Origin of the sequence: Microvirga pakistanensis, assembly GCF_004458765.1 — a bacterium.
In the GTDB taxonomy this organism is placed as follows: Bacteria; Pseudomonadota; Alphaproteobacteria; order Rhizobiales; family Beijerinckiaceae; genus Microvirga; species Microvirga pakistanensis.
This window is the reverse complement of the sequence record NZ_SPJX01000583.1, coordinates 1-20847: the sequence shown is the minus strand read 5'-3', so window position 1 is coordinate 20847 and position 20847 is coordinate 1. Positions and strand designations below refer to the sequence as shown.

General features: G+C 62.0%; 17 protein-coding genes and 2 pseudogenes. 17 read left to right on the top strand and 2 right to left on the bottom strand.

Annotation, left to right across the window (positions count from 1 at the left end):
- Window positions 1–120, bottom strand: a pseudogene (locus tag E4K09_RS23970) (IS6 family transposase); the annotation flags it as partial.
- 78 nt (window positions 121–198) lie between these two features.
- Here E4K09_RS23970 and E4K09_RS31180 point away from each other — a divergent pair.
- The 7 genes from E4K09_RS31180 (at window position 199) to E4K09_RS23935 (ending at window position 8939) form a co-directional block, all read left to right on the top strand.
- Window positions 199–648, top strand: coding sequence for an FAD-dependent oxidoreductase (locus tag E4K09_RS31180; RefSeq protein ID WP_483238022.1), 450 nt, complete (start codon window positions 199–201; stop codon window positions 646–648).
- A 2123-nt stretch (window positions 649–2771) separates the two neighbouring features.
- Window positions 2772–3983: a plasmid partitioning protein RepA gene (gene repA / locus E4K09_RS23960; RefSeq protein WP_134500183.1), complete on the top strand. Its 1212-nt coding sequence runs from the start codon at window positions 2772–2774 to the stop codon at window positions 3981–3983.
- The gene (gene repB, locus E4K09_RS23955; RefSeq protein WP_134500182.1) at window positions 3983–5029 is read left to right on the top strand and encodes a plasmid partitioning protein RepB; all 1047 of its coding nucleotides are present in this window, start codon (window positions 3983–3985) and stop codon (window positions 5027–5029) included. Before repA ends, repB begins: the two co-directional genes overlap by 1 nt.
- Before the next feature lie 165 nt (window positions 5030–5194).
- Window positions 5195–6343: a plasmid replication protein RepC gene (repC, locus tag E4K09_RS23950; protein ID WP_134500181.1), complete on the top strand. Its 1149-nt coding sequence runs from the start codon at window positions 5195–5197 to the stop codon at window positions 6341–6343.
- Between the two features lie 304 nt (window positions 6344–6647).
- Window positions 6648–7808, top strand: a complete 1161-nt coding sequence (locus E4K09_RS23945) for an RHE_PE00001 family protein (protein ID WP_244610659.1) — start codon at window positions 6648–6650, stop codon at window positions 7806–7808.
- Window positions 7809–8009: 201 nt separating this feature from the next.
- Window positions 8010–8300, top strand: coding sequence for a hypothetical protein (locus tag E4K09_RS23940; RefSeq protein ID WP_134500180.1), 291 nt, complete (start codon window positions 8010–8012; stop codon window positions 8298–8300).
- Between the two features lie 306 nt (window positions 8301–8606).
- The gene (locus E4K09_RS23935; protein ID WP_134500179.1) at window positions 8607–8939 is read left to right on the top strand and encodes a hypothetical protein; all 333 of its coding nucleotides are present in this window, start codon (window positions 8607–8609) and stop codon (window positions 8937–8939) included.
- A 198-nt stretch (window positions 8940–9137) separates the two neighbouring features.
- On the opposite strand, the pseudogene E4K09_RS23930 reads toward E4K09_RS23935, so the two are convergent.
- Window positions 9138–9621: pseudogene (locus tag E4K09_RS23930) on the bottom strand (EAL domain-containing protein); the annotation flags it as partial.
- 410 nt (window positions 9622–10031) lie between these two features.
- Between E4K09_RS23930 and E4K09_RS23925 the strand changes: the two are divergent.
- The 10 genes from E4K09_RS23925 (at window position 10032) to E4K09_RS23880 (ending at window position 20298) form a co-directional block, all read left to right on the top strand.
- Window positions 10032–10481, top strand: coding sequence for a PACE efflux transporter (locus E4K09_RS23925; RefSeq protein WP_134500178.1), 450 nt, complete (start codon window positions 10032–10034; stop codon window positions 10479–10481).
- 332 nt (window positions 10482–10813) lie between these two features.
- The gene (locus tag E4K09_RS23920; RefSeq protein ID WP_134500177.1) at window positions 10814–11281 is read left to right on the top strand and encodes an Lrp/AsnC family transcriptional regulator; all 468 of its coding nucleotides are present in this window, start codon (window positions 10814–10816) and stop codon (window positions 11279–11281) included.
- 209 nt (window positions 11282–11490) lie between these two features.
- Window positions 11491–12045, top strand: a complete 555-nt coding sequence (locus E4K09_RS23915; RefSeq protein ID WP_134500176.1) for an NAD(P)H-dependent oxidoreductase — start codon at window positions 11491–11493, stop codon at window positions 12043–12045.
- Between the two features lie 501 nt (window positions 12046–12546).
- Entirely contained in the window at window positions 12547–13818 is a 1272-nt protein-coding gene (locus E4K09_RS23910) for an acyl-CoA dehydrogenase family protein (protein ID WP_134500175.1), read from the top strand.
- A gap of 75 nt (window positions 13819–13893) precedes the next feature.
- Window positions 13894–15327 carry an LLM class flavin-dependent oxidoreductase gene (locus E4K09_RS23905; RefSeq protein ID WP_134500174.1) on the top strand — a complete coding sequence of 478 codons (1434 nt, stop codon included), beginning with the start codon at window positions 13894–13896 and terminating at the stop codon, window positions 15325–15327.
- A gap of 3 nt (window positions 15328–15330) precedes the next feature.
- The gene (locus E4K09_RS23900) at window positions 15331–16113 is read left to right on the top strand and encodes an ABC transporter ATP-binding protein (RefSeq protein ID WP_134500173.1); all 783 of its coding nucleotides are present in this window, start codon (window positions 15331–15333) and stop codon (window positions 16111–16113) included.
- The gene (locus tag E4K09_RS23895) at window positions 16110–16991 is read left to right on the top strand and encodes a branched-chain amino acid ABC transporter permease (RefSeq protein ID WP_134500172.1); all 882 of its coding nucleotides are present in this window, start codon (window positions 16110–16112) and stop codon (window positions 16989–16991) included. Before E4K09_RS23900 ends, E4K09_RS23895 begins: the two co-directional genes overlap by 4 nt.
- A 3-nt stretch (window positions 16992–16994) precedes the next feature.
- The gene (locus E4K09_RS23890) at window positions 16995–18065 is read left to right on the top strand and encodes a branched-chain amino acid ABC transporter permease (RefSeq protein ID WP_134500171.1); all 1071 of its coding nucleotides are present in this window, start codon (window positions 16995–16997) and stop codon (window positions 18063–18065) included.
- Window positions 18066–18101: 36 nt separating this feature from the next.
- Window positions 18102–19442 (top strand): ABC transporter substrate-binding protein, encoded by a 1341-nt coding sequence (locus E4K09_RS23885; protein ID WP_134500170.1) that lies wholly within the window; start codon window positions 18102–18104, stop codon window positions 19440–19442.
- A gap of 88 nt (window positions 19443–19530) precedes the next feature.
- Window positions 19531–20298 (top strand): ABC transporter ATP-binding protein, encoded by a 768-nt coding sequence (locus E4K09_RS23880; RefSeq protein WP_134500169.1) that lies wholly within the window; start codon window positions 19531–19533, stop codon window positions 20296–20298.
- Window positions 20299–20847 lie beyond the last annotated feature (549 nt).

Sequence of the window (20847 nt, the reverse complement as noted above, 5' to 3'; positions counted from 1 at the left end):
CTTACCCCAGCGCCGGATCGTCTCGTAGGAGACGACGATACCGCGCTCGAGCAGCATCTCCTCGACAAGCCGCAGGCTCAGGGGAAACCGGTGGGGCTTGTAGCTGAAGGGCTTGGTCATGCTGCGGCTCGTAAGCCATAACCCTCTGACCAAACGTTACCGTGACATCGCCATGGCGATGATGCGCAGGCAAGGCATCTGACGCATGACAGGGCGAGCATCAGGCGGGCAGAGACTGGGCTTCGCCGGCTGCTCCCGGCATTCCGAGATGTCCCGCTGGCCCGCGCTTGGGGTGGGGCGATTGATGTTTCCGCCGACCGCCTTCCCTTTTTTAAGACCGTACCCGATACGCGGATTCATTATGCCTGCGGCTTCTCAGGGCACGGCGTGAACGCCACCTATATCGCGGGGCAATGCCTAGCATCGCTGGTCCTTGACGAGAAGGATCGCTGGTCGACGCTTCCATTCTGCACGCGATCATTGCCGCGGCTGCCGCCCGAGCCGTTCCGTTTTATCGGCGCCAGCGCCATTCGCTCCGCCATTCTCGCATGCGAAGAGGCCGACGAGCAGGCCCTTCACGCTCCTGTCTTGGCTCGAGCCATTGCCAAACTTCCGAAAATCCTCGGACTCAGGATCGGCATTCGGTAGGCTTCTTTTCAGGAGCAGAGTTTCTGCGATTTTTTGGCGGCGAACCGGATCCACTGGGCCGAAAAGGCTGTGAGGGAACCGGTGGCGCTCGAGGCTGGCAGGCTTGGATGCCTTCAGTTCAAGGCAGAAGCCCTGCTCGAGAGTTGCCGGAACATCCTAGAGGAGTCCCTCATCCCTCTAATCTGTCTCTGACCATGAGGTCCCGCTCACACTGGTGGGACTAAGCTATTGGTGAAACTAAGGTGTTGGTATCGTGACGTATCTAAAGAGACGTTTCGTACGATTGGAGGTGGCGCTGCGACTTCCCCTGCCCGGGCCGACCCTACCTGGCGCTCTTGCCTCTTGCCTCATGGAAGGCCGATTGTAGGTCCTCAACTGCGTTTTTCCGGCAGAAAGACTTCAAAAGTCTTCACTCTTAAATCTTTTCAGGAGCCGCCAAGAAAGCGCTCCCCTGCCCGGCTGATTAACAAACCGGCTTGAGAAACAGTTACTGCCGGCCGGTCAGCCCGATCCCCAATGATGGTCCGGTCCGCTGCGGGAAGCTGCCTGGCTGGGGGCCTTCCTCATCCAGCACAGGCTTCTCACTGGCTTCGACATGCCACTGCCTCGCGGAGTCCGAACTCCGGCGCAGAAGCGCAGCAGGCCCAAGGCGTCGCCCCCGCCACAGCGAAGCCCATCTTTGTGCAATCGCGGAGGGCATGTTCATTATGGCGAGACTGATCGCACATGTCGCCTGCCCTGCCAGTATTCGCGCGGCTACGCTCGCGTTTTCCGGGACCGGACAACGGAGAGGCTGCAGACGGATCTTCGGGCGGCGGGCTCCCCATGATCACGATAGATCCGGTGCCGATCGGCCTGGCCGGCCCCATCCAGATCGAGCGTGACGCTGGCCGCAATGACGCCCTTGTTGCGGCCTAGCCGGTTGGACCTTTCGTTCCACCACTGAACCCGGAGCTTGGAGACCCAGCGGCGAAAAGGATCGTTCCGCCCGTTGGAAGACCCCAGCCGCATCGACATCGCGAGGGGTTGTCGCATTGGAACGGCCGAGGACCCAGCACAGTCGGACACCTCCAATTCTCAACATACAGAAAGGAAGCGGGCGCGCCAGACTAGGCACAGGCTGCCTGTTTGGCCTCCAGAAGAAACGGCCGAAGGCGATCCACAAGGCAGCCCTCGCCTCCGGCACGAGGAGCCTCGGCAACACCGTGATACCAAGCGCTGCCTTTCAGACTCCATGCAGGCGCAGCCCCATCATGAGGGGCGACCTGACCGTGTGGGAACTGAAGACGCGTGGGCAAACCGAGAGATCTACGCCCGCCGTTCGGCAACTGACTCGTGGAAAGCGACAAAGCTGCTTCGACGACGCAAGGTTCCACACCCTGCCAAAGGAGTGGCCGATCGCTCTAACGGCCCGGACCAAGACGATCCGTTGCCTTCGGCATGGCAGCAGCCCCGCCTCTTGCAACTGAGCCGCAAACAAGAATGTCAACTTCGTTTCCCTCATCAATACGGACTTCGACAGGCCGGCAACCGGATCTTCCGCTCCGCCCCTCCCCTACCAGGATCGCACGCCGCTAGATGGACGCCGTCAGGCCCAGTCATTTTCCGAATGCCCATGTAGCCCATTGAGATCCATGAAGAGGAAGCTGCCGAAGGTCGCCTTCCGATAGGTTTGCATGCCCTTATGAGCACTGCCACCCATGCCGTCGGGACGAGCCGTTGCCAGCACATACGAAAGCACGCTCGCCCCAGACTGTGTCGTCCGGCCCCACCGAGGATGACGCTGCCCTTGCTTCCCTCACGGACTCCTCAGAAGCTGCCGATCCGAAAGAGACATGGCAGGCTCGCTGCTATCCAGAGACGGTGTCCGCTCCGCGACTCTGCAGCCAGGCGCCGCACGGTGCCCATGAACCCTAGAATCGCTCCCATCAGGTGCCAAACCGGCGGCTTGCCGAAGTTGCCCGCGGGCAACTTGCGGATTCTCCGACGTGACAATGATTCACAGGAGTCTTGCCCGTTAACGCTTTACTAACCCAATATTCCTTGCCGCGAGGTCCGAATCGGTTAAAAGTCACGAAACGTAGCGTAATCGTGAGCCAAAAGCGTATCAACGGACGGACATCGTGACATCATCCGCGACGCTCAAGAAGAATGACCCGAACCGAGCCATCCAGAAGCTCGTCGGCGCTCACGCGCGTGAGCTTTCCGAAAAGCTCCAGGCTCATCGCCTCAAGTTGTTCCCGCCGGCAGCAAAGAAAACCGTGCGCCGCTTCACCTCGAGCGAAGTGGCCGAACTGCTCGGCGTCGATCCCGGATATCTTCGCCGGATCAATCTGGAAGGTAAAGGCCCGCAGCCGGAGGTGACCGGCGGAGGACGCAGACTCTACACGGTCGACGACCTCCAGGCTCTACGCGAGTTCCTCGACGACGGCGCGAAAGGCGGCCGCCGCTATCTCCCCCATCGCCGCCCCGGGGAGCATCTCCAGGTCGTGTGCGTGGTCAATTTCAAGGGCGGAAGCGGCAAGACCACCACGACGGCGCATCTGGCTCAGCACCTTGCGCTTCATGGCTACCGGACCCTGGCCATCGACCTCGACCCGCAGGCCTCCCTTTCGGCCTTGCATGGATATCAGCCGGAATTCGACGTCGGAGAGAACCAGACCCTGTACGCGGCGATCCGCTACGACGACCAGAAGCGGCCGATCTCCGATGTCATTCAGCAGACCTATTTCCCGAACCTGGACCTGATTCCGGGCAATATCGAGCTCATGGAGTATGAGCATGACACCCCCAAGGCGCTTGCCGACAACCGGGGGGAGGGGCTGTTCTTCACCCGCCTCGACAGCGCGCTCGCCGAGGTGGAGCAGCGCTACGACGTGGTGGTGATCGATTGCCCACCGCAGCTCGGCTTTCTGACAATGACAGCCATGTGCGCGGCGACCGCCGTGCTGGTGACCGTGCATCCTCAAATGCTCGACGTCATGTCCATGTGTCAGTTCCTCATCATGACCTCGGAACTCCTGGAGGTCGTGGCAGGTGCTGGCGGCAATACGGGCTACGACTGGATGCGCTATCTGGTGACCCGCTACGAGCCCGGCGATGGCCCGCAGAATCAAATGGTGTCATTCATGCGCTCGATGTTCGAGGAGCATGTGCTCAACTATCCGATGCTCAAAAGCACCGCGATTTCCGACGCCGGCCTGACCAAGCAGACGCTTTACGAGGTCGGGCGTGAGACGTTCACCCGGTCAACCTACGATCGGGCCATGGAATCCCTGAATAACGTCAATGGTGAAATTGAGAGCCTGATCCGGCAGGCCTGGGGGAGGGCATAATGGCTCGCAAAGGTGTGCTCGCGGACCTGATCGAAAAGAAGTTGCCCACGGGCAACTCGGATGCCGGCGGCTCTGCTGAACCCCCGGCTGAGGCACCGGCTGCGGCGCCATTTCAGGGCAGCATGGGGACCAGAGGAGCCATCGGGGCCATCTCACGGTCGATCGCCGGCCTGACCAACGCCGCCTCGGACGCCGAGAGATTGCGAGCGCAACTCACAGCGGGCCACGCTGTGGTCGAGATCGACCCGCAGCTGCTGGACCCGTCCCCAATCGCCGACCGCCTCGACAGCCATACCGTTGGCGAGCTGGTCGAGAGCATCCGGGCCTCGGGCCAGCAGGTTCCGATCCTCGTGCGGCCCCATCCGCAGTCGCAGGGCCGCTACCAGATCGCCTACGGGCATCGCCGCGTCAGGGCGCTGAAGGAGATCGGTCACCCGGTCAAGGCGGTCGTGCGTCAGCTGACGGATGCCGAACTCGTGGTTGCCCAGGGGCAGGAGAACAACGCGAGGCGCGATCTCAGCTACATCGAGCGGGCGCTCTATGCCGCCCGGCTCGAAGAGGCAGGCTATAGTCGCGAAACGCTCATGGCAGCCCTGTCGGTCGACAAGACCGCCTTGTCCAAGCTGATTTCGTCGGTAGCCAGGATCCCGCGGGACATTATCGAAGCGATCGGGCCCGCGCCGGCTCTCGGCCGCAACCGGTGGGTGGCGCTTGCGTCCAAGTTCGACGCTGACAAGCAAGCCGCCGCCATCGTCCGGCGCGCCCTGGCGTCTCCCGAGTTCGCGGCGCTGGACACGGACCAGCGCTTCGAGGCTGTGGAACAGGCTCTGCAGGAGCCCCGAGCCAAGCCGAAGGCTGCCGGCAAAACCATTGTTTCGGGTTCGGGTCGGAAGGTCGGCCGGATATCGCAATCCGGCCGCGACCTGAAGATCTCGATCGACAAGAAATTCGATGCGGCTTTCGCCGAGTTTCTTGTCAGCAAACTTCCAAGCCTGGCCGACGAATTTGCGGCGGCCAGGGAGGAGGGGACAAGTGACGTAACGTAACCAGGCAAAGCAAAAGGCCCCCGGAGCTGGTAACTCCGGGGGCCTTTGGAACCTCACCACGGATGGCAAGGATAGGTCGCACGATTCTTATGCCACTCCCGAGAATCACGGTCAAGACACCGATTCGGTGAACGTTCGTGCTTTGCCCTCGAAAAGGAGGGTACGGTGCAGTTGGCATCGACAGGAGGCCGGCGGCTGAGACATGCCGCTTTGGCCGCGAAGAAGCTTGCCTTCGAGGCAAGTCGTACAGTCACGCGTAAAGAGATTTCGGGCGCCGCGAGACAGGCGGAAATTGCGCTCGGATTGCGTCCGGCGCAGCGTCTGGTCCTCTCGGAGCTCGTTGCCTGCTGGGGTGAGCAGGCGATGGAGAGGCTGCTCGTGTGGCCGTCGAACGATTATCTGGCGACGAGAACGGGCCTGACCGAACGAGCCATTCGCCGCATTATCCGCCAGCTCGTCGATCTCGGGCTGATCGTTCCGAAGGATTCTCCAAACGGGAAGCGATTTGCCGTGACCGGTCCGTCCGGCGCGATCATTGATGCCTATGGCTTCGATCTCACGCCGGTCTACGCGAGGCGAGGGGAGTGGACCTCGCTCCTGGCCGAGCAAAAGGTCATGCGTGAGATCCGCAAGCGCGCCTACGACGAGCTCACGATTGCCCGCAGAGCCACGGAGGAAGCCATCAGCGCCCTGGCTCTGCACCACCCGGGACTGGACCTTTCGGACCTGGAAGATCGCTACAGGGGCCTTCTGGCCCGCACTCCTGAGCGCTCGACGGCTGAGCTTCCCGAAGGCCTGCTGCAGGAATGGCAGGATCTGAAAACCTTGTCGGAAGAACTCTTCTACAAGACCGGCAATGGCGGACTCGGAGTCTCTCACATAGAAACAGAGAACGAATCTCCGAGCATAGCTTGTAACAACGATTTCCCGCAGAAAACTCAGGCACCCCCTCGGAAGGAACCGCCGGCTGAGCATCTCTCACCGATCCTGATCATCCAAGCATGCCCCATCATCCATGATTTCGGTCGGCCTATCCGGACGATCGGCGACATCGTGGCGGCAGGACGATATCTGAGGGCGTCTCTGGGCGCCCATGAGAGCGCCTGGAACGAGGCTGTCGGCGAGATCGGCCCCTTCGCAGCAGCAGCTTCGGTCATCTACGTGCTGCAGCTCTACGACGATGACGTCTCGAACGGAGGATCCCGTATTCAGAACCCCGGCGGGTATTTCCGGGCTCTCGCCCGAATGGTCAAGGCACGCAAAATCAACCTGGAGGCGGAGCTCTTGGCGATGCGTCAGAGGAGAATGAGCTAGTCATGGCAAGGCGGGAACACCTACACGCGGTCCTCTCGCAAACCTTTGAGCTGCTTGACTCGCGGTCGAAACGGCCTCTGAATCGAACCGCACCATCGGCAGCGGAAACCGCTGCTCCCCCGTTACGCGGCGAGAACCTCCGACATCGGCCATCAAAGCTCCAGACGGGCACCCTGAATCTCCCAGACCATAGGAGATTGTTTGGGACAAAGCCGTTTAGAAGTCACCGTAGTAAAACCTTGCCTTGCTTCGCTCCATCGGGCTATCCATCCAAAAATCAACAGCTTGGACGTGAGGGTGCTCGATGATGATCGGGATAGGGGGAGGGGATTTTGGCGACGATGAACGGCGGCCCCCTGATCACTACGAGCTGCCGGAGCTCCCGTGGGAGGCGATCGTGGGCCGCCTCGAGCAGGTGACGATTGCCGTCCTGCGCTTCAATGCCCGATTGGAGGGATCCGGCCTTGCCGCCGGTTGGCAGTCCCGCTGCGACATGACCGAGGCCGTGCGGGCCATCATCCTCGACGGGCACCTGGTCGATGTGGGCGATCTGGTGCTGCACGATGCCGGCATGGACGTACGCCACCCCACCCACGAGCTGACCCGGGCCGCAGCCGCCTTGCGCGCCCGCCGCACCGCCCTGGCCCGTGCGGCTCCCTGGCCGCTTTCCATCGACGGCATGGCGGCTCTGCGGGGGATCGGCTCCGGATGGGGAGATCATCGTTCCAGGCCTTCAAAAGGGGGACCCGATCCGGAGGATGACGAGTCCTATCCACCGTTCGCCAACGATGCCGATCCATGGAAGGCGCACTTTGCCGAGATCGACGCGCTGCTCGAGCGCACGAACCAGGTGCTTGCCGGCGAAATACCGATGCCGATGAGCCGCTCCAGGCTGGTCTACGATCCGGATCTGGACGAGGCGGAGAACGAGGATCTCTGGCTCGATGTGGTCAAGCGCACGGAACATTGGCCGGCGGTGGCCGCCGCTGCCGTCGCGTGGAATGCGTGGCTCGATCTGAACCTCTATACCCACCTGCCGTGGCTAGGCCTGATCATGGCCGGGACCATCCTGCGGACCCGAGGGCTCACCCATCATCTCCTGCCGCTGGCAGCCGGGTTCAAGCAATCGAAATTTCGCCCGCAGGGAAGGGAGGGCGCCCGCGAAAAGCTGGAAGGCTTCTGCCAGGTGCTCGAAGAGGCGCTCGCCATTGCCAACAAGGACCTCGACCGGCTGATCCTGGCGCGGGAGGTGATGGGCCGCGTCACGGCGAAGTGCCGCAGCAACTCGAAGCTGCCGGAACTGGTCGACCTGTTCCTGTCGCGTCCGCTGGTCACCGTACCGCTCGCAGCCAAGCTCTTGAAGGTCACGCCCAAGGCCGTCGATCTGATGCTGGCGCAGCTGGGCGGCGCCCTGCCACGTGAGCTTACCGGCCGCACTCGTTATCGGGCCTGGGGGATCGTTTGAAACCAGGCTCAACACCCGGGTGCAGGATGGGGCAATCCGACTCCGGGAGCGGTCTCAGCAGGGTCCTGGCGCAGCTGCCCCCGGATCCGTTCCACCGAGATCTGTCATGTCAAACGGCAGCCATGACACGCGTTCGCGTTTCCTTACCCGGCATGGTAAGGTGTATGAGGCTGACGTCTCGGCCAACCATTGGAGGCGACCATGTACGTGGTCATCCGCAAATTCAACCACATGAGTTCCGTGGCTGAAGCGGCCCGACGGGCGGAGAGCGGTATTGGCCAGTTGCTCAAGCAATCCCGCGGGTTTCAGGGCTACTATGTCTTTGATGCAGGTGACGGGGTTGGGGGCTCCGTGACCATGTTCGATACCCGGGAGGCCGCCATCGCGGCGAATGAGAAGGCTTCGGCCTGGGTCCGTGCAAGCCTGCTCGACGTCATCGATGGTGAGCCTGAGGTGACCATCGGTGAGGTTCTGAGCGTCGTCTCCACATGACCCAGCATCGGCAAGACAGAACCATCCGACACATGGGATCGAGGCGCCACCGATCCAGGCCGTGAGGTCTGGCTTCATTCTGTCATGTCAACCTCGAGCATCGGACGGGCCGCCGAACTCACGATCGATGCTTCTGGCTTTTGAGCATCGTATCACGCAAAACCGGTCTCCACTTTTCCGCACGATGCTCGAGCCCATCCTGAGGTCTCATACTTCGTCGGAGCGGGGGAGTTACCCCTTTGGGCAGCGGCCTGAATCAGATCACAACCATATACTCGCGCAAAGACCTCACAGGGAGGCAGACGCATGAGGGTCGTGATTTCCGCCTGTACCCACAAGGCATTCTCGTATGGGCTAATGCCTTTGGCACGCTTGAAGCTCGGGCCGATACGCGCCGCCAATGATGACAACGCTCAATCCAACCGCCCAGATCTCCGCCCGGCCTTTCGGACCAAGCGAGCGGCGTATGGACGGTCTGAGTTCGTGATTGCTCTGCTTGTCCTCATCGCCGGCATCGTCACATTGCCGTTCATCCAGAGGCTTGCGATGCCTATCACAACAGCTGCCGAAAAGAGACCGACCCTTCTTCCGGGCAGCCCCATCGCGCCCGTGCTTCTCCAGCCACAAGAAAACGGATGAGATGGAATCATCACATGCCGCGCGTGGCCTTGCGACGGGCCGAGTGGCCTCCGCGCTCTCCAAGCCACCGCCTCAAAGGGATGTGCGCTCGGGATGCAGACCTGGAGAAGAGAGGTGAAGAATCCTCAGGTACCCTGCAGGGCCATCTATCGCAGGCCGGAGATCGACGGCAGGATTCCGAGAGCCGGTCTGGCAAAGGACGAGGTCCATATCGATCTTGATCATATCGGGCTGGAAGTTGGCCAGCAGCGTCAAGCCCGCATATCCCGCGCCGAAATCATCGAGCGCCGTGATGAAGCCCAGCCGCTTGTATTCGGCAACGATCCGCTCAAGGTGGCGCGTATCCGCGATACGCTCGTCCTCGGTGAACTCGAATATGATCCGTCGGGTATCGAAGTTCACCCGTCGTGCGGCTTCCAAAGTTGCGCGGATGCAGGCGCTCGGCTCGTACACGGCATTCGGCATGAAGTTGATCGAAAGCGGGGTTTCACTGTCAGGAGCATAGAGTTAGCCAGCCGGTTCGATGGCCGTCACACGGCAGGCCTGGCCGAATTTGTAGCGGTTCGCCTCGTCAACCTGGCTTCAGGATCTGACCGGCCGGTTGTCCCTCAGCGCCGCGGACCAGGGCCTCGTAACCCCAAACGACCTTGTTCTGCACATCAACGATGCGGTGATAGGCCATCGTAAAAGCAAACAATAACGGCTCCGCATTCCGGCAGCCCTGGCAATCAACCTTGGTACGCACTCACTTCCTCTGATCAGAAGCCTTTGATCCGAAGCCCGCCGTAAGGGTCGAAGACCTCATACCTTGAAGATGTTAACGGACGTTCAAGAGTCTCTGTCGCGTCGCTCGGGCGAGCCGAACCGCTATCCCGTTGTTGGAAGCGATTGTTGTCGATGTGCCATACACTATCGGAGCATCCAGACGCCACCCGCGAGAGATCGAGACCCTGCCGCAAAGCCGAGCCTGGCCGCAGAAAAACACCTTGCTCGGCGCGCCCCCCTTCTTATATGAGGTTCCTGCGAGGACGACCTCCCCCATTCGGGCACTCACTCGGGACGACCCGACCTTTCCCGTTGGGGGACTGAGATATGCGCACGACTCCTGACCGCATCCGTCACGCCATCAGCTTCGAACTCGTCGGGCTCGCCGTCATCACGCCTCTTGGCGCGTGGACTTTCGGCGTGCCGATGACCGACATGGGAATCCTCGGCTTAGGCGCCGCAACCATCGCGACAATCTGGAACTATATTTACAATCTGGGCTTCGATGCGCTCATGCTCCGCCTAACCGGCGGAACCCAAAAAGGGATCCCCGTTCGCGTCCTGCATGCGGTTCTGTTCGAAGCGGGATTGCTGGGCGTGCTGCTGCCGCTCATCGCCTGGTATCTGGGCATCAGCCTTCTGCAGGCCTTCCTCATGGATGTGGCGTTTGCCGCCTTCTACATGCTGTATGCATTCGGGTTCAATTGGGCCTACGACCGGGTTTTCCCGCTGCCTGAATGGCGAAGTTCATCGCAGCCGAGCCCTGCCGCTTCGTGACAGCGCAAGCAGCCTTTCAAACATCAAACGTGCGGGCTCCGGACCGATCCCTGTCGGCCGGATGCCTCGTCGTTCATGCCTGCGGCAAGGGCAGGAAAGCATTGAAATGTTCTTCGTTACGAACAACACTTCAGGAAAAGTTCTTCCAAGAAGCCCTCATCAGGAAGAAAATTCTTCTAAATTCCTGACGAAGTAAGCCCCCACCGTCCAAGAAACGAGCACTTCAGAGACTTGATCTCGGCGGAACGTTCTTTATAAAGAACAAGACCGAGGAGATTGGGCTGATCGCGATCGCCCGAACAAGTTATCGCCCACTCGTGCCGGGGGCTAGAATGGACTCGATCGACACCAAGATCCTGATGCTGCTGCAGGAAGATGCCGGCATTTCGATTGCCGAAATCGCCCAGCGGGTGAACCTGTCACAGACTCCCTGCTGGAAGCGCGTGCAGCGCCTGGAGGCGACGGGCGTCATCCAGAAGCGCGTGGCCCTGATCGACCCTGAGAAGGTCGGCCTGGGCCTCACCGTCTTCGTCTGCATAGAGACCTCCGACCACTCGGGACAGGGCTTGCAGCACTTCGCCGAAGTCGTGTCCGCCATGCCGGAAGTGATGGAGTTCTACCGCATGGCAGGAGATGTGGATTACATGCTGCGTGTCGTCGTGCGGGACATGGCGGCCTATGACAGGTTCTATAAGCGCCTGATCGAAGCCATCCCGCTGAAGAACGTCACATCGCGCTTTACGATGCAGCGGGTGAAATCGACGACAACCTATCCTCTGCCCTCCGATGGCGCGCGATAGCTCGCGCGCATGGTGCCGAACGAGGATCGGCAGGCGTGCGCAGCCATCGTTGCGCCAGGTAAGGCCCTCGACTGGGCGCCGTGGTGTTTCTCCCGTCACTTTGACCGGAGAGAAGATCCTTCTCCATCCAGAGTGTTTTTTAGAAAGTACGTTTCTTGCTGTTTCGTTCTTTATTTCGTACGAATGAGGAGCCGAACGGAGAGAGCGCCATGTCCAAGATCGTTGCCCTCATTGGAAGTCCCTCGCCGCACTCCCGGACGAAGGGTGTCATCGATTCAGTGCTCGCGCAGATCGCCCAGAAGGCGGGCACCCGCGCCACGACGATTCAGATCGGCAACCTCCTGTCCGACCTTGCCGTTCTTTCACGCGACGACGCGTCGGACCAGGTCCGAGCCGCCTTGAGGGCCGTGGAGGAATCCGACCTCCTGATCGTCGGCACTCCCGTTTACAAGGGCTCCTACCCAGGCTTGTTCAAGCATTTCATCGATCTGCTCGATTACAAGGCTCTCACCGGTCTGCCTGTCGGTCTCGTGGCAACAGGCGGTTCGGACAGGCACGCTCTTGTGGTCGAACACCAGTTGAGACCGTTGTTCGGTTTCTTCAATGCACAGACGCTTCCGACAGGCGTTTTCATTCGCGACAACGTCATTGTTGATGGCGATGTGCGCGATGAGCTCGTCGCGGCGCGGCTGAATCAGCTCACCCATGAAGCGATCCTGGCTTTGACCGCAACGCCGGCTCCCTATGCCAGGCATGTCGCCTGACGGTCTTTTCCGCACAACCGGCTGATCCGCGGGTTAGGGGAGGTGAGCCTTTGGTCCGTCGGGCCTCATCAGCGTCACGAATATGGGATGATCAGCTCCGGCCGCGGCAATGCGAGCGGGACGTGAGGCTTTGGACCCCGTCGAACGCCGGCTGATGCCGCTCTCCCTTGAGAGCAGGATCGTGTTCCCTTCATCGGCGAGCCGGCACGGCCGCAGCACCCGAAGCGCTTCTCGATCGGTAGAGCGGCAAAGCCGCATCCTCAGCCGACTTGGGCCGAAACGTTCTTCATGAAGAACAGGATGGCTTCTCTCCAACTGGAGCCTGACAGATCCGATACCGCACCAAACTCCCGAGAGTGCGGGAAAATCGATCCATTCAGGAGCTTCTTCAGAGAGTATTCTTCTCTCATGTACCGTTCTTTTAAAAGAACATTTCCGTTGACGCGGACTGAAGCTGGCCTCACCCTTTCCAGGTCATCAGCACACGACCACGGGATCAGCATGAACACCAAAGCCCTTGCGAAAGTGGACCTTGCGACAGAGGAAGAGGACGAGTTCGGCCGCCGTGCCCCGCTTCTTCCCACCAGCGAATACGAGACCCTGGCGCGTCGCTTTCAACCGATCTTCGACAGAATCGCGGCAGGCGCCGTCGAACGGGAAAGGACGAGAACGCTCCCTTATGAGCCCATCCGATGGCTCAAGGAGGCCGGGTTCGGGGCCGTTCGCGTTCCGCGGGACTATGGCGGCGGTGGGGCGACCCTCTCGGACCTGACGCGCCTGTTGATCGAGTTGGCCGAGGCGGATTCGAACCTGCCGCAGGCGCTGCGGGCGCATTTCGGGTTCGTCGAGGACCGGCTCGTATCGGCTCCCGGACCCGAGCGCGACGCTTGGCTCAAGCGGTTCGCAGCCGGCGAGATCGTGGGAGGAGCCTGGACCGAGACCGGTAACGTGAAGCTCGGCGATGTGATCACCCGGCTGACGCCCTCCGGTAACGGCTGGCTGTTGAACGGCACCAAGTACTACAGCACCGGCAGCATCTTCGCCGACTGGATCGATGTCTACACCCGACGCGCCGACACGGGCGCCGACGTGATCGCCCTCGTCAGCACGCACCAGGCCGGCGTCGAGCGGCATGACGACTGGAACGGGTTCGGCCAGCGGACGACCGGAAGCGGTACCACCGTTTTCAAGGATGCGTTCGTGGAGGACGAGAACGTTTTCAGCTTCGGGTCCCGGTTCAAATACCAAACGGCCTTCTACCAGCTCGTGCTGGTCGCGGTGCTCGCGGGGATCGCCAAGGCGGCGGAGCGCGACGTGGCGCGGCACGTCCGTGATCGGACGCGTGTCTACAGCCATGGCAATGCCCGCAGGCCGGCCGAGGACATTCAGATCCAGCAGGTGGTCGGGCGGATCGCCGCCGACGCCTATGCGGCCGAGGCGATCGCCGTTCGGGCGGGTGAGTCCGTGCACCGTGCGTATGAGGCCTACGTCACCCCCGATTCGCGTCGCGCACCGGAAGCGCACACCGATGCGGAGATCGAATCGGCCAAGGCGCAGGTTGCCATCGCCGACATCGTTCTGCGTGCAACGGGCGATCTCTTCAACGCACTCGGCGCCTCGGCGACCGCGGACGACAAGGCGCTCGACCGGCATTGGCGCAACGCCCGGACGGTGCTGAGCCACAATCCGCTGATCTACAAGGAAAAGATCCTAGGCGACTGGACCCTCAACAGGAACGAGCCGGTCTACGTCTGGCAAATCGGCCAGGGCTAGCGGCCGGGTTCCGTGCAGGACCCGTTCCTCCCGACAGCCCGCATCACAACAACACGTGCAATCCGGAAAGATCCCATGAGCAAGATTATCCACTTCAATGCATTCGACATGAACTGCGTCGGACACCAATCCCCGGGTCTTTGGGCGCATCCCCGCGACCGGTCATGGCAGTACAAGGATCTCGAGTATTGGACCGGCCTCGCCAGGACCTTGGAGCGGGGCATCTTCGACGGGATCTTCATCGCCGACGTGATCGGATACTACGACGTCTACAAGGGATCCAACTACCACGCCCTCCAGCAGGCCGCGCAAATTCCGGTCAATGATCCGTTGCAGCTGGCGGCTCCCATTGCGCTTGCCACCGAACATCTCGGGATCGGGATCACGGCGTCGACGTCCTTCGAGCATCCTTACACCTTCGCCCGTCGCCTCTCGACGGCCGATCATCACACCAAAGGGCGCATTGGCTGGAACATCGTCACCTCGTATCTCGAGAGTGGAGCCAAGAACATTGGCGAAGGCGGGCTGCGCCGGCACGACAACCGCTATGACGTTGCCGCCGAGTACCTGGAGGTGCTCTACAAACTCTTCGAAGGAAGCTGGGAGGAGGGGGCGGTCGTCAGGGACCGGGACCGGCGCATCTTCACCCATCCGGAGAAGGTGCATGAGATCGGCCACAAGGGGCGCTACTTCGAGGTGCCCGGCTATCATCTGTGCGAGCCGTCTCCGCAGCGCACGCCGGTTCTCTACCAAGCGGGCGCCTCCGGTCCCGGGAAGGCCTTTGCGGCAAACCACGCCGAGTGCGTGTTCGTCGCCGCCCCGACGAAGCCCGTGCTGAAAGCCTATGTGGCGGATGTCCGCCGACAGGCCGCCGAAGCCGGGCGGGATGCGAGCAAGATCCTGATCTACAATCTCGTCACCATCATCGTCGACGAGACCGACGCGAAGGCCCAGGCGAAGTTCGAGGAGTACAAGCAGTACTCGTCCTATGACGGGGCGCTGGTCTTCATGTCCGGCTGGAGCGGCATCGATTTCGGCCAATACGCTCCCACCGACCTCGTCAAGAAGGTCGAGACCAACGCGATCGTGTCCGTCGTCGAGAACCTCGCAGGCGGCGGGAAGTCCTGGACGATCGAGGAGCTCGCGCAATGGGGCGGGATCGGAGGTCTGGGGCCGGTCTTCGTCGGCTCGCCTTCGACCATCGCCGACATCCTGCAGGAATGGGTCGACGAGACGGATGTCGACGGGTTCAACCTCGCCTATGCGGTGACACCCGAGAGCTTCGAAAACGTCGTCGAGTTCCTCGTGCCTGAGCTTCAGCGACGCGGGGTCTATCCCACGTCCTACAAGCCGGGAACCTTGCGCGAGAAGCTGTTCGGCGAGGGTGCCTATCTGCCGGACACGCATCCGGGTGCGAGTTATCGCGACATCGAAGCCGTCAAGCGGCGGGAGGCGGAGGCGCTCACCCGGCCGGTTCCTGCGGAACGGCTGCTGGCGGCCGGAGAATAGCAGATGGCGAGCGCGATCCTCCAGCTGCGCGACATCTCGCTCTCGTTCAAAGGGATCAAGGTGCTGAGCGACCTGAGCTTCGATGTCGCCAGGGGCGAGATCTGCGCTCTCATCGGTCCGAACGGGGCGGGCAAGAGCTCGCTGCTCAACATCGTCACCGGCGTCTATCAGGCGGATGCCGGCGAGGTTGTCTTCGACGGTCGCCGCTTCGAGAGAATCACCTCGTTGGCGGCGGCGCGGCGCGGCATCGGCCGCACGTTTCAGCACAACGCGCTGTTCGACAGGCTGACGGTTCTCGACAACGTCCTCGCAGGGTTGTCGCGGCACAGCAGGACCAACCTCCTCGAGCACGCCTTCGGCCTTCCTCGCGAGCGCCACGAGGAAAGGGAATTCCGCCGGCGCGCCGAGGAGACGATCGAGATCCTCGATCTGACGGCATATCGCGACGCCGTGGTTTCGACTCTCCCCTACGGCGTGCAGAAGCACGTCGACCTGGCGCGCGCTTTGGTCGGGAGGCCGGCGCTCCTGCTGCTCGACGAGCCGATGGCGGGAATGAACCACGACGAGAAGCGACGGATGGCGCGCCGCATCGCCGACGTCAACCGGAGCCTCGGCACGACCGTCGTGCTGATCGAGCACGATATCGGAGTCGTCATGGATCTGTCCGATCACGTCGTGGTGCTCGATTACGGAAGAAAGGTGGGTGACGGCGATCCCGATGAGGTGCGCCGGAATCCCGATGTCATCGCGGCCTATCTCGGTGCCGTTCATGAAGGTGTCGCATGAGCTTCTTCGTCGAAACACTCGTTGGAGGCCTTCTGGCCGGAGTGATGTACTCCCTCGTGGCGATCGGGTTCGTGCTGATCTACAAGGCGTCGGGCGTCTTCAACTTCGCCCAAGGGGCCATGGTTCTCTGCGCGGCGTTGACCTTCGTCACGCTGACCGAGAACGGACTGAGCTTCTGGCTCGCCTTCCTCGTGAGCCTCGCGATCATGATCATGATCGGCATCGCGGTGGAGCGCCTGGTCCTGCGCCCGCTCGTCAACCAGCCCCAGATCACCCTGTTCATGGCAACCCTGGGCCTGAGCTTCGTGATCGAGGGTTTGTCGCAGATCATCATGGGGGCGAGCGTCCACGAGCTTGATCTTGGCATCCTCGATGTCCCGGTCGAATTCGGCCCCATCCAGCTCAGCCAGTTCGATCTCGTCGCAGCGGCAACCGCGGGCCTCCTTGTCGCAGTCCTGTCCCTTCTCTTCAGCAAGACGCGCATCGGCATCTCCTTGAGAGCCATCGCGGACGATCCCCAGGCTGCGCTGTCAGTGGGCATTCGGCTGCAGGTCCTGATGCGGATCGTGTGGGGCGTCGCCGGGTTCGTGGCTCTGGTCGCAGGATTGCTGTGGGGCGCGCGCCAGGGTGTCCAGTTCTCGCTGACCTTCGTCGTGTTGAAGGCTCTTCCGGTTCTCATCATCGGGGGCTTCACGTCGATCGCCGGGGCAATCGTCGGCGGACTGATCGTGGGTGCGGGCGATAGCCTCGCCGAGATCTACCTGGGTCCGCTGCTGGGCGGCAGCGTCTCGACCTGGTTTGCCTACGTTCTTGCCGTCGTCTTTCTCCTCGCCCGTCCGGCCGGCCTGTTCGGCGAGCGCGCCATCGAAAGGGTTTGATCCATGTCCTCGTCCGCTGTCTCTGAAGCACCGGCTGAATTCGCGGCCTCGTCTGCCACCTTTCTCCATGCGAAGCCGCTCGCCGCCATCTTCACCGGCGCATTGATCGTGGCGTTCTTCGGATTGGTGCCTCTCCTGGGGAACGATTACTGGCTCGGCGCCATCCTCATTCCCTTTCTGATCATGTCTCTTGCCGGGCTCGGCTTGAACATCACGATGGGCTACGCCGGACAGGCGTCCCTCGGCACGGGCGCATTCATGGCCGTGGGGGCTTACGCCACCTACAACGTTCTCCTGCGCCTTCCGGAACTTCCGCTCCCAGTCAGTCTTCTGGCGGGAGGGCTGATCGCGGGCCTGGTCGGGGTGATCGTCGGACTTCCGAGTCTACGCATCAAGGGCTTCTATCTGGTCGCCACCACGCTGGCGGCGCAGTTCTTCCTCGAGTGGATGTTCAACCAATATGGCTGGTTTTCGAACTACTCCACATCAACATCGATCTCCGCGCCACGGCTGGTTCTTTTCGGCCAGGATCTCAACACCCCGGTCGGGCGCTATCTCCTGACGCTCACGACAGTCAGCGTCGTGGCCCTTGTCGCCTGGAAGCTCGTGCGGAGCCAGACGGGACGGAGCTGGATGGCGATCCGCGACATGGACACGGCGGCGGCGATCGTCGGTATCCCGGTCGCGCAGGGAAAACTGAGTGCGTTTTTCATCGGTGCGCTGATCTGCGGCTTGGCCGGGGCGCTGTGGGCGTTCGCCTATCTCGGCACGGTGGATGCGCGCAGCTTCAACCTCGACCGGTCCTTCCAGGTGATGTTCATCGTCATCATCGGCGGCCTGGGAAGCCTGATCGGCAATGTCCTCGGTGCGGCGTTCATCACCCTTCTTCCCATCCTGATCGATCACGTGGCCGACCGCCTGTTCGGCGGCGCGATCGATGCCGGACAACTGGAGAACTTCCAGAAGGTGCTCTTCGGAGCGCTCATCATCTGGTTCCTGATCAAGGAGCCCCATGGCCTGGCCGCCCTTCTTGGACGGCTCCTGCGGCGGCTGCAAGCCATCGCTTCCCGCTGACGTCCCTCAATCACCCTCAAGAATGGAGAATCGTCCATGTCCCTCCGTAAACCATGGCAAGCCGTTGCGCTCGCCGTCTTTGCTCTCTCGCTGACCGCGAGCCAGCCTGCTCCTGCCCAGGAGGCGAAGAACCAGTATGTTCCGCTCGCCACATACCGTGTCGGCGCATACGCCTCGAGCGGGATCCCGGTCTGGGCCGGAGCGATCGACTACTTCCGCTATGTCAATGAGGTCGAGGGCGGCATCAACGGCGTGAAGCTGTTCTGGGACGAGTGCGAGACCAATTGGGACGTGGAGAAGGGCGTCGAGTGCTACGAGCGCGTCAAGGCCGGCAAGGACGGATCGCCGGTGCCGATCTTCCTGCCCCACGGCGATCCGATCTCGAAGGCGCTCACCGAGAAGTCGGTGGCCGACAAGATTCCGCTCGTGACCCTCGCCTACGGGCGGACCGAGACGATCGACGGCCGTGTGTTTCCCTACTCCTTCCCGGTGGTGTTCAGCTTCTGGAGCGAGGCATCCTCCGTCATCAACTTCATTGCCGAAAAGCAAGGCGGAAAGGACAAGCTGAAGGGTCTGAAGATCGTCACCCTTTATCATGACAGCCCCTATGGCAAGGAGACGCAGACGCCTCTCGCTCATCTCGCGAAAACATACGGCTTCGAGGATATCCAGGTGCCGGTGCCCCATCCCGGCAACGATCAGTCGGCGCAATGGGCGAAGATCCGGCAGCTCAAGCCCGATTGGGTTTTCCTGCGCGGCTGGGGCGTGATGACCCCAGTGGCGATCAAGACCGCCGCGAAGGTGGGCTTTCCGGTTGACCGCGTGATCGGCGGCATCTGGTCCGGCTCGGAAGAGGACGTCCGGCCGGCCGGAGCGGTCGCGAAGGGCTACCTCGCCATCACGCCGTTCCCGGCCGGCGCCGACTTCGAGATTCACAAGAAGCTCAAGGAGCACATCCTCGACAAGGGCCTCAGCGATCTGAAGGACCTGAAGAGCTTCGGCTCCGTCTACTACAATTCCGGGGTCAATGAGGCGATCATCACGGTCGAGGCCATCCGCACCGCGCAGAAGAAGTTCGGCGCCCGTCCGATCAACGGTGAGGAGGCTCAGTGGGGACTCGAGAATCTGAACTTGGACGATGCCCGGCTCCAGGAAATCGGCGCCGTTGGATTGCAGCAGCCGCTGAAGCTGTCGATCAAGGACCATGAAGGCGGCGGCGCCGGCAAGGTTCTGCAGTGGGATGGCGCCAAATGGAACGTCGCGAGCGACGGCTGGGTCAGGTCGGACCGGGAGCTGCTTCTGCCCTTGATCTATGAGCGGGCCGCCGCCTACGCCAAGGAGAAGGGCATCACCCTCCGGAGTGAAGCCGTCAATTAGACATCGAGCCGAAGATGGACCAACGGGCAGGTCGAAGCCTCTCCGTTGGTCCGCTGCACAACACGAGCAATATCCGGCGGAAGGCCCAATGAGCGACACCGAAACTTTTCTGAGCGTCCAAGACGTGGAGGCGGTCTACGGCCAATCCATCCTGGCTCTTCATGGCATATCGATCAGCGTGGACCAGGGCTCGATCGTCGCGCTGCTCGGGGCCAACGGCGCGGGCAAGACCACCACCCTGAAGGCGATCTCCAACCTGCTGGCGTCGGAACGCGGACGGCTCAGCCGCGGCGCGATCACCTGGCAGGGACGATCCACGGCTGCCCTTGACCCTTCGGCTCTTGTCGCGCGCGGGATCGTTCAGGTCCTCGAAGGCCGTCACGTCTTCCCCCAGCTCACCGTCGAGGAGAATCTTTTGACGGGAACGTTCCTTCGCCGACCGAGCCGGCGGCGGATCGGTGAAGACCTCGAGCGGGTGTACACCTGGTTCCCGCGGTTGAAGGAACGGCGGCGCACGAAAGCCGGTCTCGTATCCGGCGGCGAGCAGCAGATGGTGGCCATCGGCCGCGCCTTGATGACCCGACCGACGCTGGTGCTCCTCGACGAGCCCTCGATGGGATTGGCACCTGTCATCGTGGAGGAGATTTTCGAGATCATCAGGAGGCTCAATGAACAGGACGGGGTGAGCTTCCTCCTGGCCGAGCAGAACGCCGCCCTGGCCTTGCGCTATGCCCACCACGCTTATGTTCTCGAGACGGGTCGCGTCGTCCGGTCGGGCCCGGCTGCGGAGCTGCTGGCGGGCGAGGACCTGAAGGAGCTGTATTTCGGCGCTTCGACTCCTGCGGCGAGACATTGAGTCTCCGCCGCCGATTGGATCAGAGCGAGTCCGGATCGAACAGGCTCGCACCCTCAAGCCATGCAGCATTGGTGAGAATAGGTGAATGATCTGGGACCGCGCTGTCATGACCCCGGACGACAACATGCTCTCCGCCGAGCAGCAGGGGAGGGGCTGACGCCGGCCTGCCGCTCCGGCTCGAGGCCTGCGCTGCGGCACGTGACAGCGCTCGCTCTCGCGGAACTGGGTGTAAAGCCTCCTGTCACTTGTACACACAAGGACTGTCACGACATCTCATTCGTGAACGCTCGCGGCTCGGCGAGCCGTGAAGTCTCCCCTGACCTCCCCACGTCTTCAGCCAGGCTGCCGTAAAGCCCGTCTGGGTGGGTTTTCTTTTATTTTTGGCTTGGGTTTGGGGTTGCAAAGTGCGGGGGAATGGTTATGTGTCGCGTCCCGCGTTTTTGCGAGAGCAGGAGGCGGTGTTTTTCCGGACAGGCTGGCTGTCGGATCCCGGGCTTTGGCGCGGGAGGGCAGCGGCGTGTGCGGACGGAGGGTCGGTCGAGCCTGACG

Excerpts from the sequence above, each read along its gene's own strand:
- repB (WP_134500182.1), top strand. The coding sequence starts at position 3,983 with ATGGCTCGCAAAGGTGTGCTCGCGGACCTGATCGAAAAGAAGTTGCCC.
- E4K09_RS23945 (WP_244610659.1), top strand. The coding sequence starts at position 6,648 with ATGATGATCGGGATAGGGGGAGGGGATTTTGGCGACGATGAACGGCGG.
- E4K09_RS23940 (WP_134500180.1), top strand. The coding sequence starts at position 8,010 with ATGTACGTGGTCATCCGCAAATTCAACCACATGAGTTCCGTGGCTGAA.
- E4K09_RS23935 (WP_134500179.1), top strand. The coding sequence starts at position 8,607 with ATGAGGGTCGTGATTTCCGCCTGTACCCACAAGGCATTCTCGTATGGG.
- E4K09_RS23925 (WP_134500178.1), top strand. The coding sequence starts at position 10,032 with ATGCGCACGACTCCTGACCGCATCCGTCACGCCATCAGCTTCGAACTC.
- E4K09_RS23920 (WP_134500177.1), top strand. The coding sequence starts at position 10,814 with ATGGACTCGATCGACACCAAGATCCTGATGCTGCTGCAGGAAGATGCC.
- E4K09_RS23915 (WP_134500176.1), top strand. The coding sequence starts at position 11,491 with ATGTCCAAGATCGTTGCCCTCATTGGAAGTCCCTCGCCGCACTCCCGG.
- E4K09_RS23910 (WP_134500175.1), top strand. The coding sequence starts at position 12,547 with ATGAACACCAAAGCCCTTGCGAAAGTGGACCTTGCGACAGAGGAAGAG.
- E4K09_RS23905 (WP_134500174.1), top strand. The coding sequence starts at position 13,894 with ATGAGCAAGATTATCCACTTCAATGCATTCGACATGAACTGCGTCGGA.
- E4K09_RS23900 (WP_134500173.1), top strand. The coding sequence starts at position 15,331 with ATGGCGAGCGCGATCCTCCAGCTGCGCGACATCTCGCTCTCGTTCAAA.
- E4K09_RS23895 (WP_134500172.1), top strand. The coding sequence starts at position 16,110 with ATGAGCTTCTTCGTCGAAACACTCGTTGGAGGCCTTCTGGCCGGAGTG.
- E4K09_RS23890 (WP_134500171.1), top strand. The coding sequence starts at position 16,995 with ATGTCCTCGTCCGCTGTCTCTGAAGCACCGGCTGAATTCGCGGCCTCG.
- E4K09_RS23885 (WP_134500170.1), top strand. The coding sequence starts at position 18,102 with ATGTCCCTCCGTAAACCATGGCAAGCCGTTGCGCTCGCCGTCTTTGCT.
- E4K09_RS23880 (WP_134500169.1), top strand. The coding sequence starts at position 19,531 with ATGAGCGACACCGAAACTTTTCTGAGCGTCCAAGACGTGGAGGCGGTC.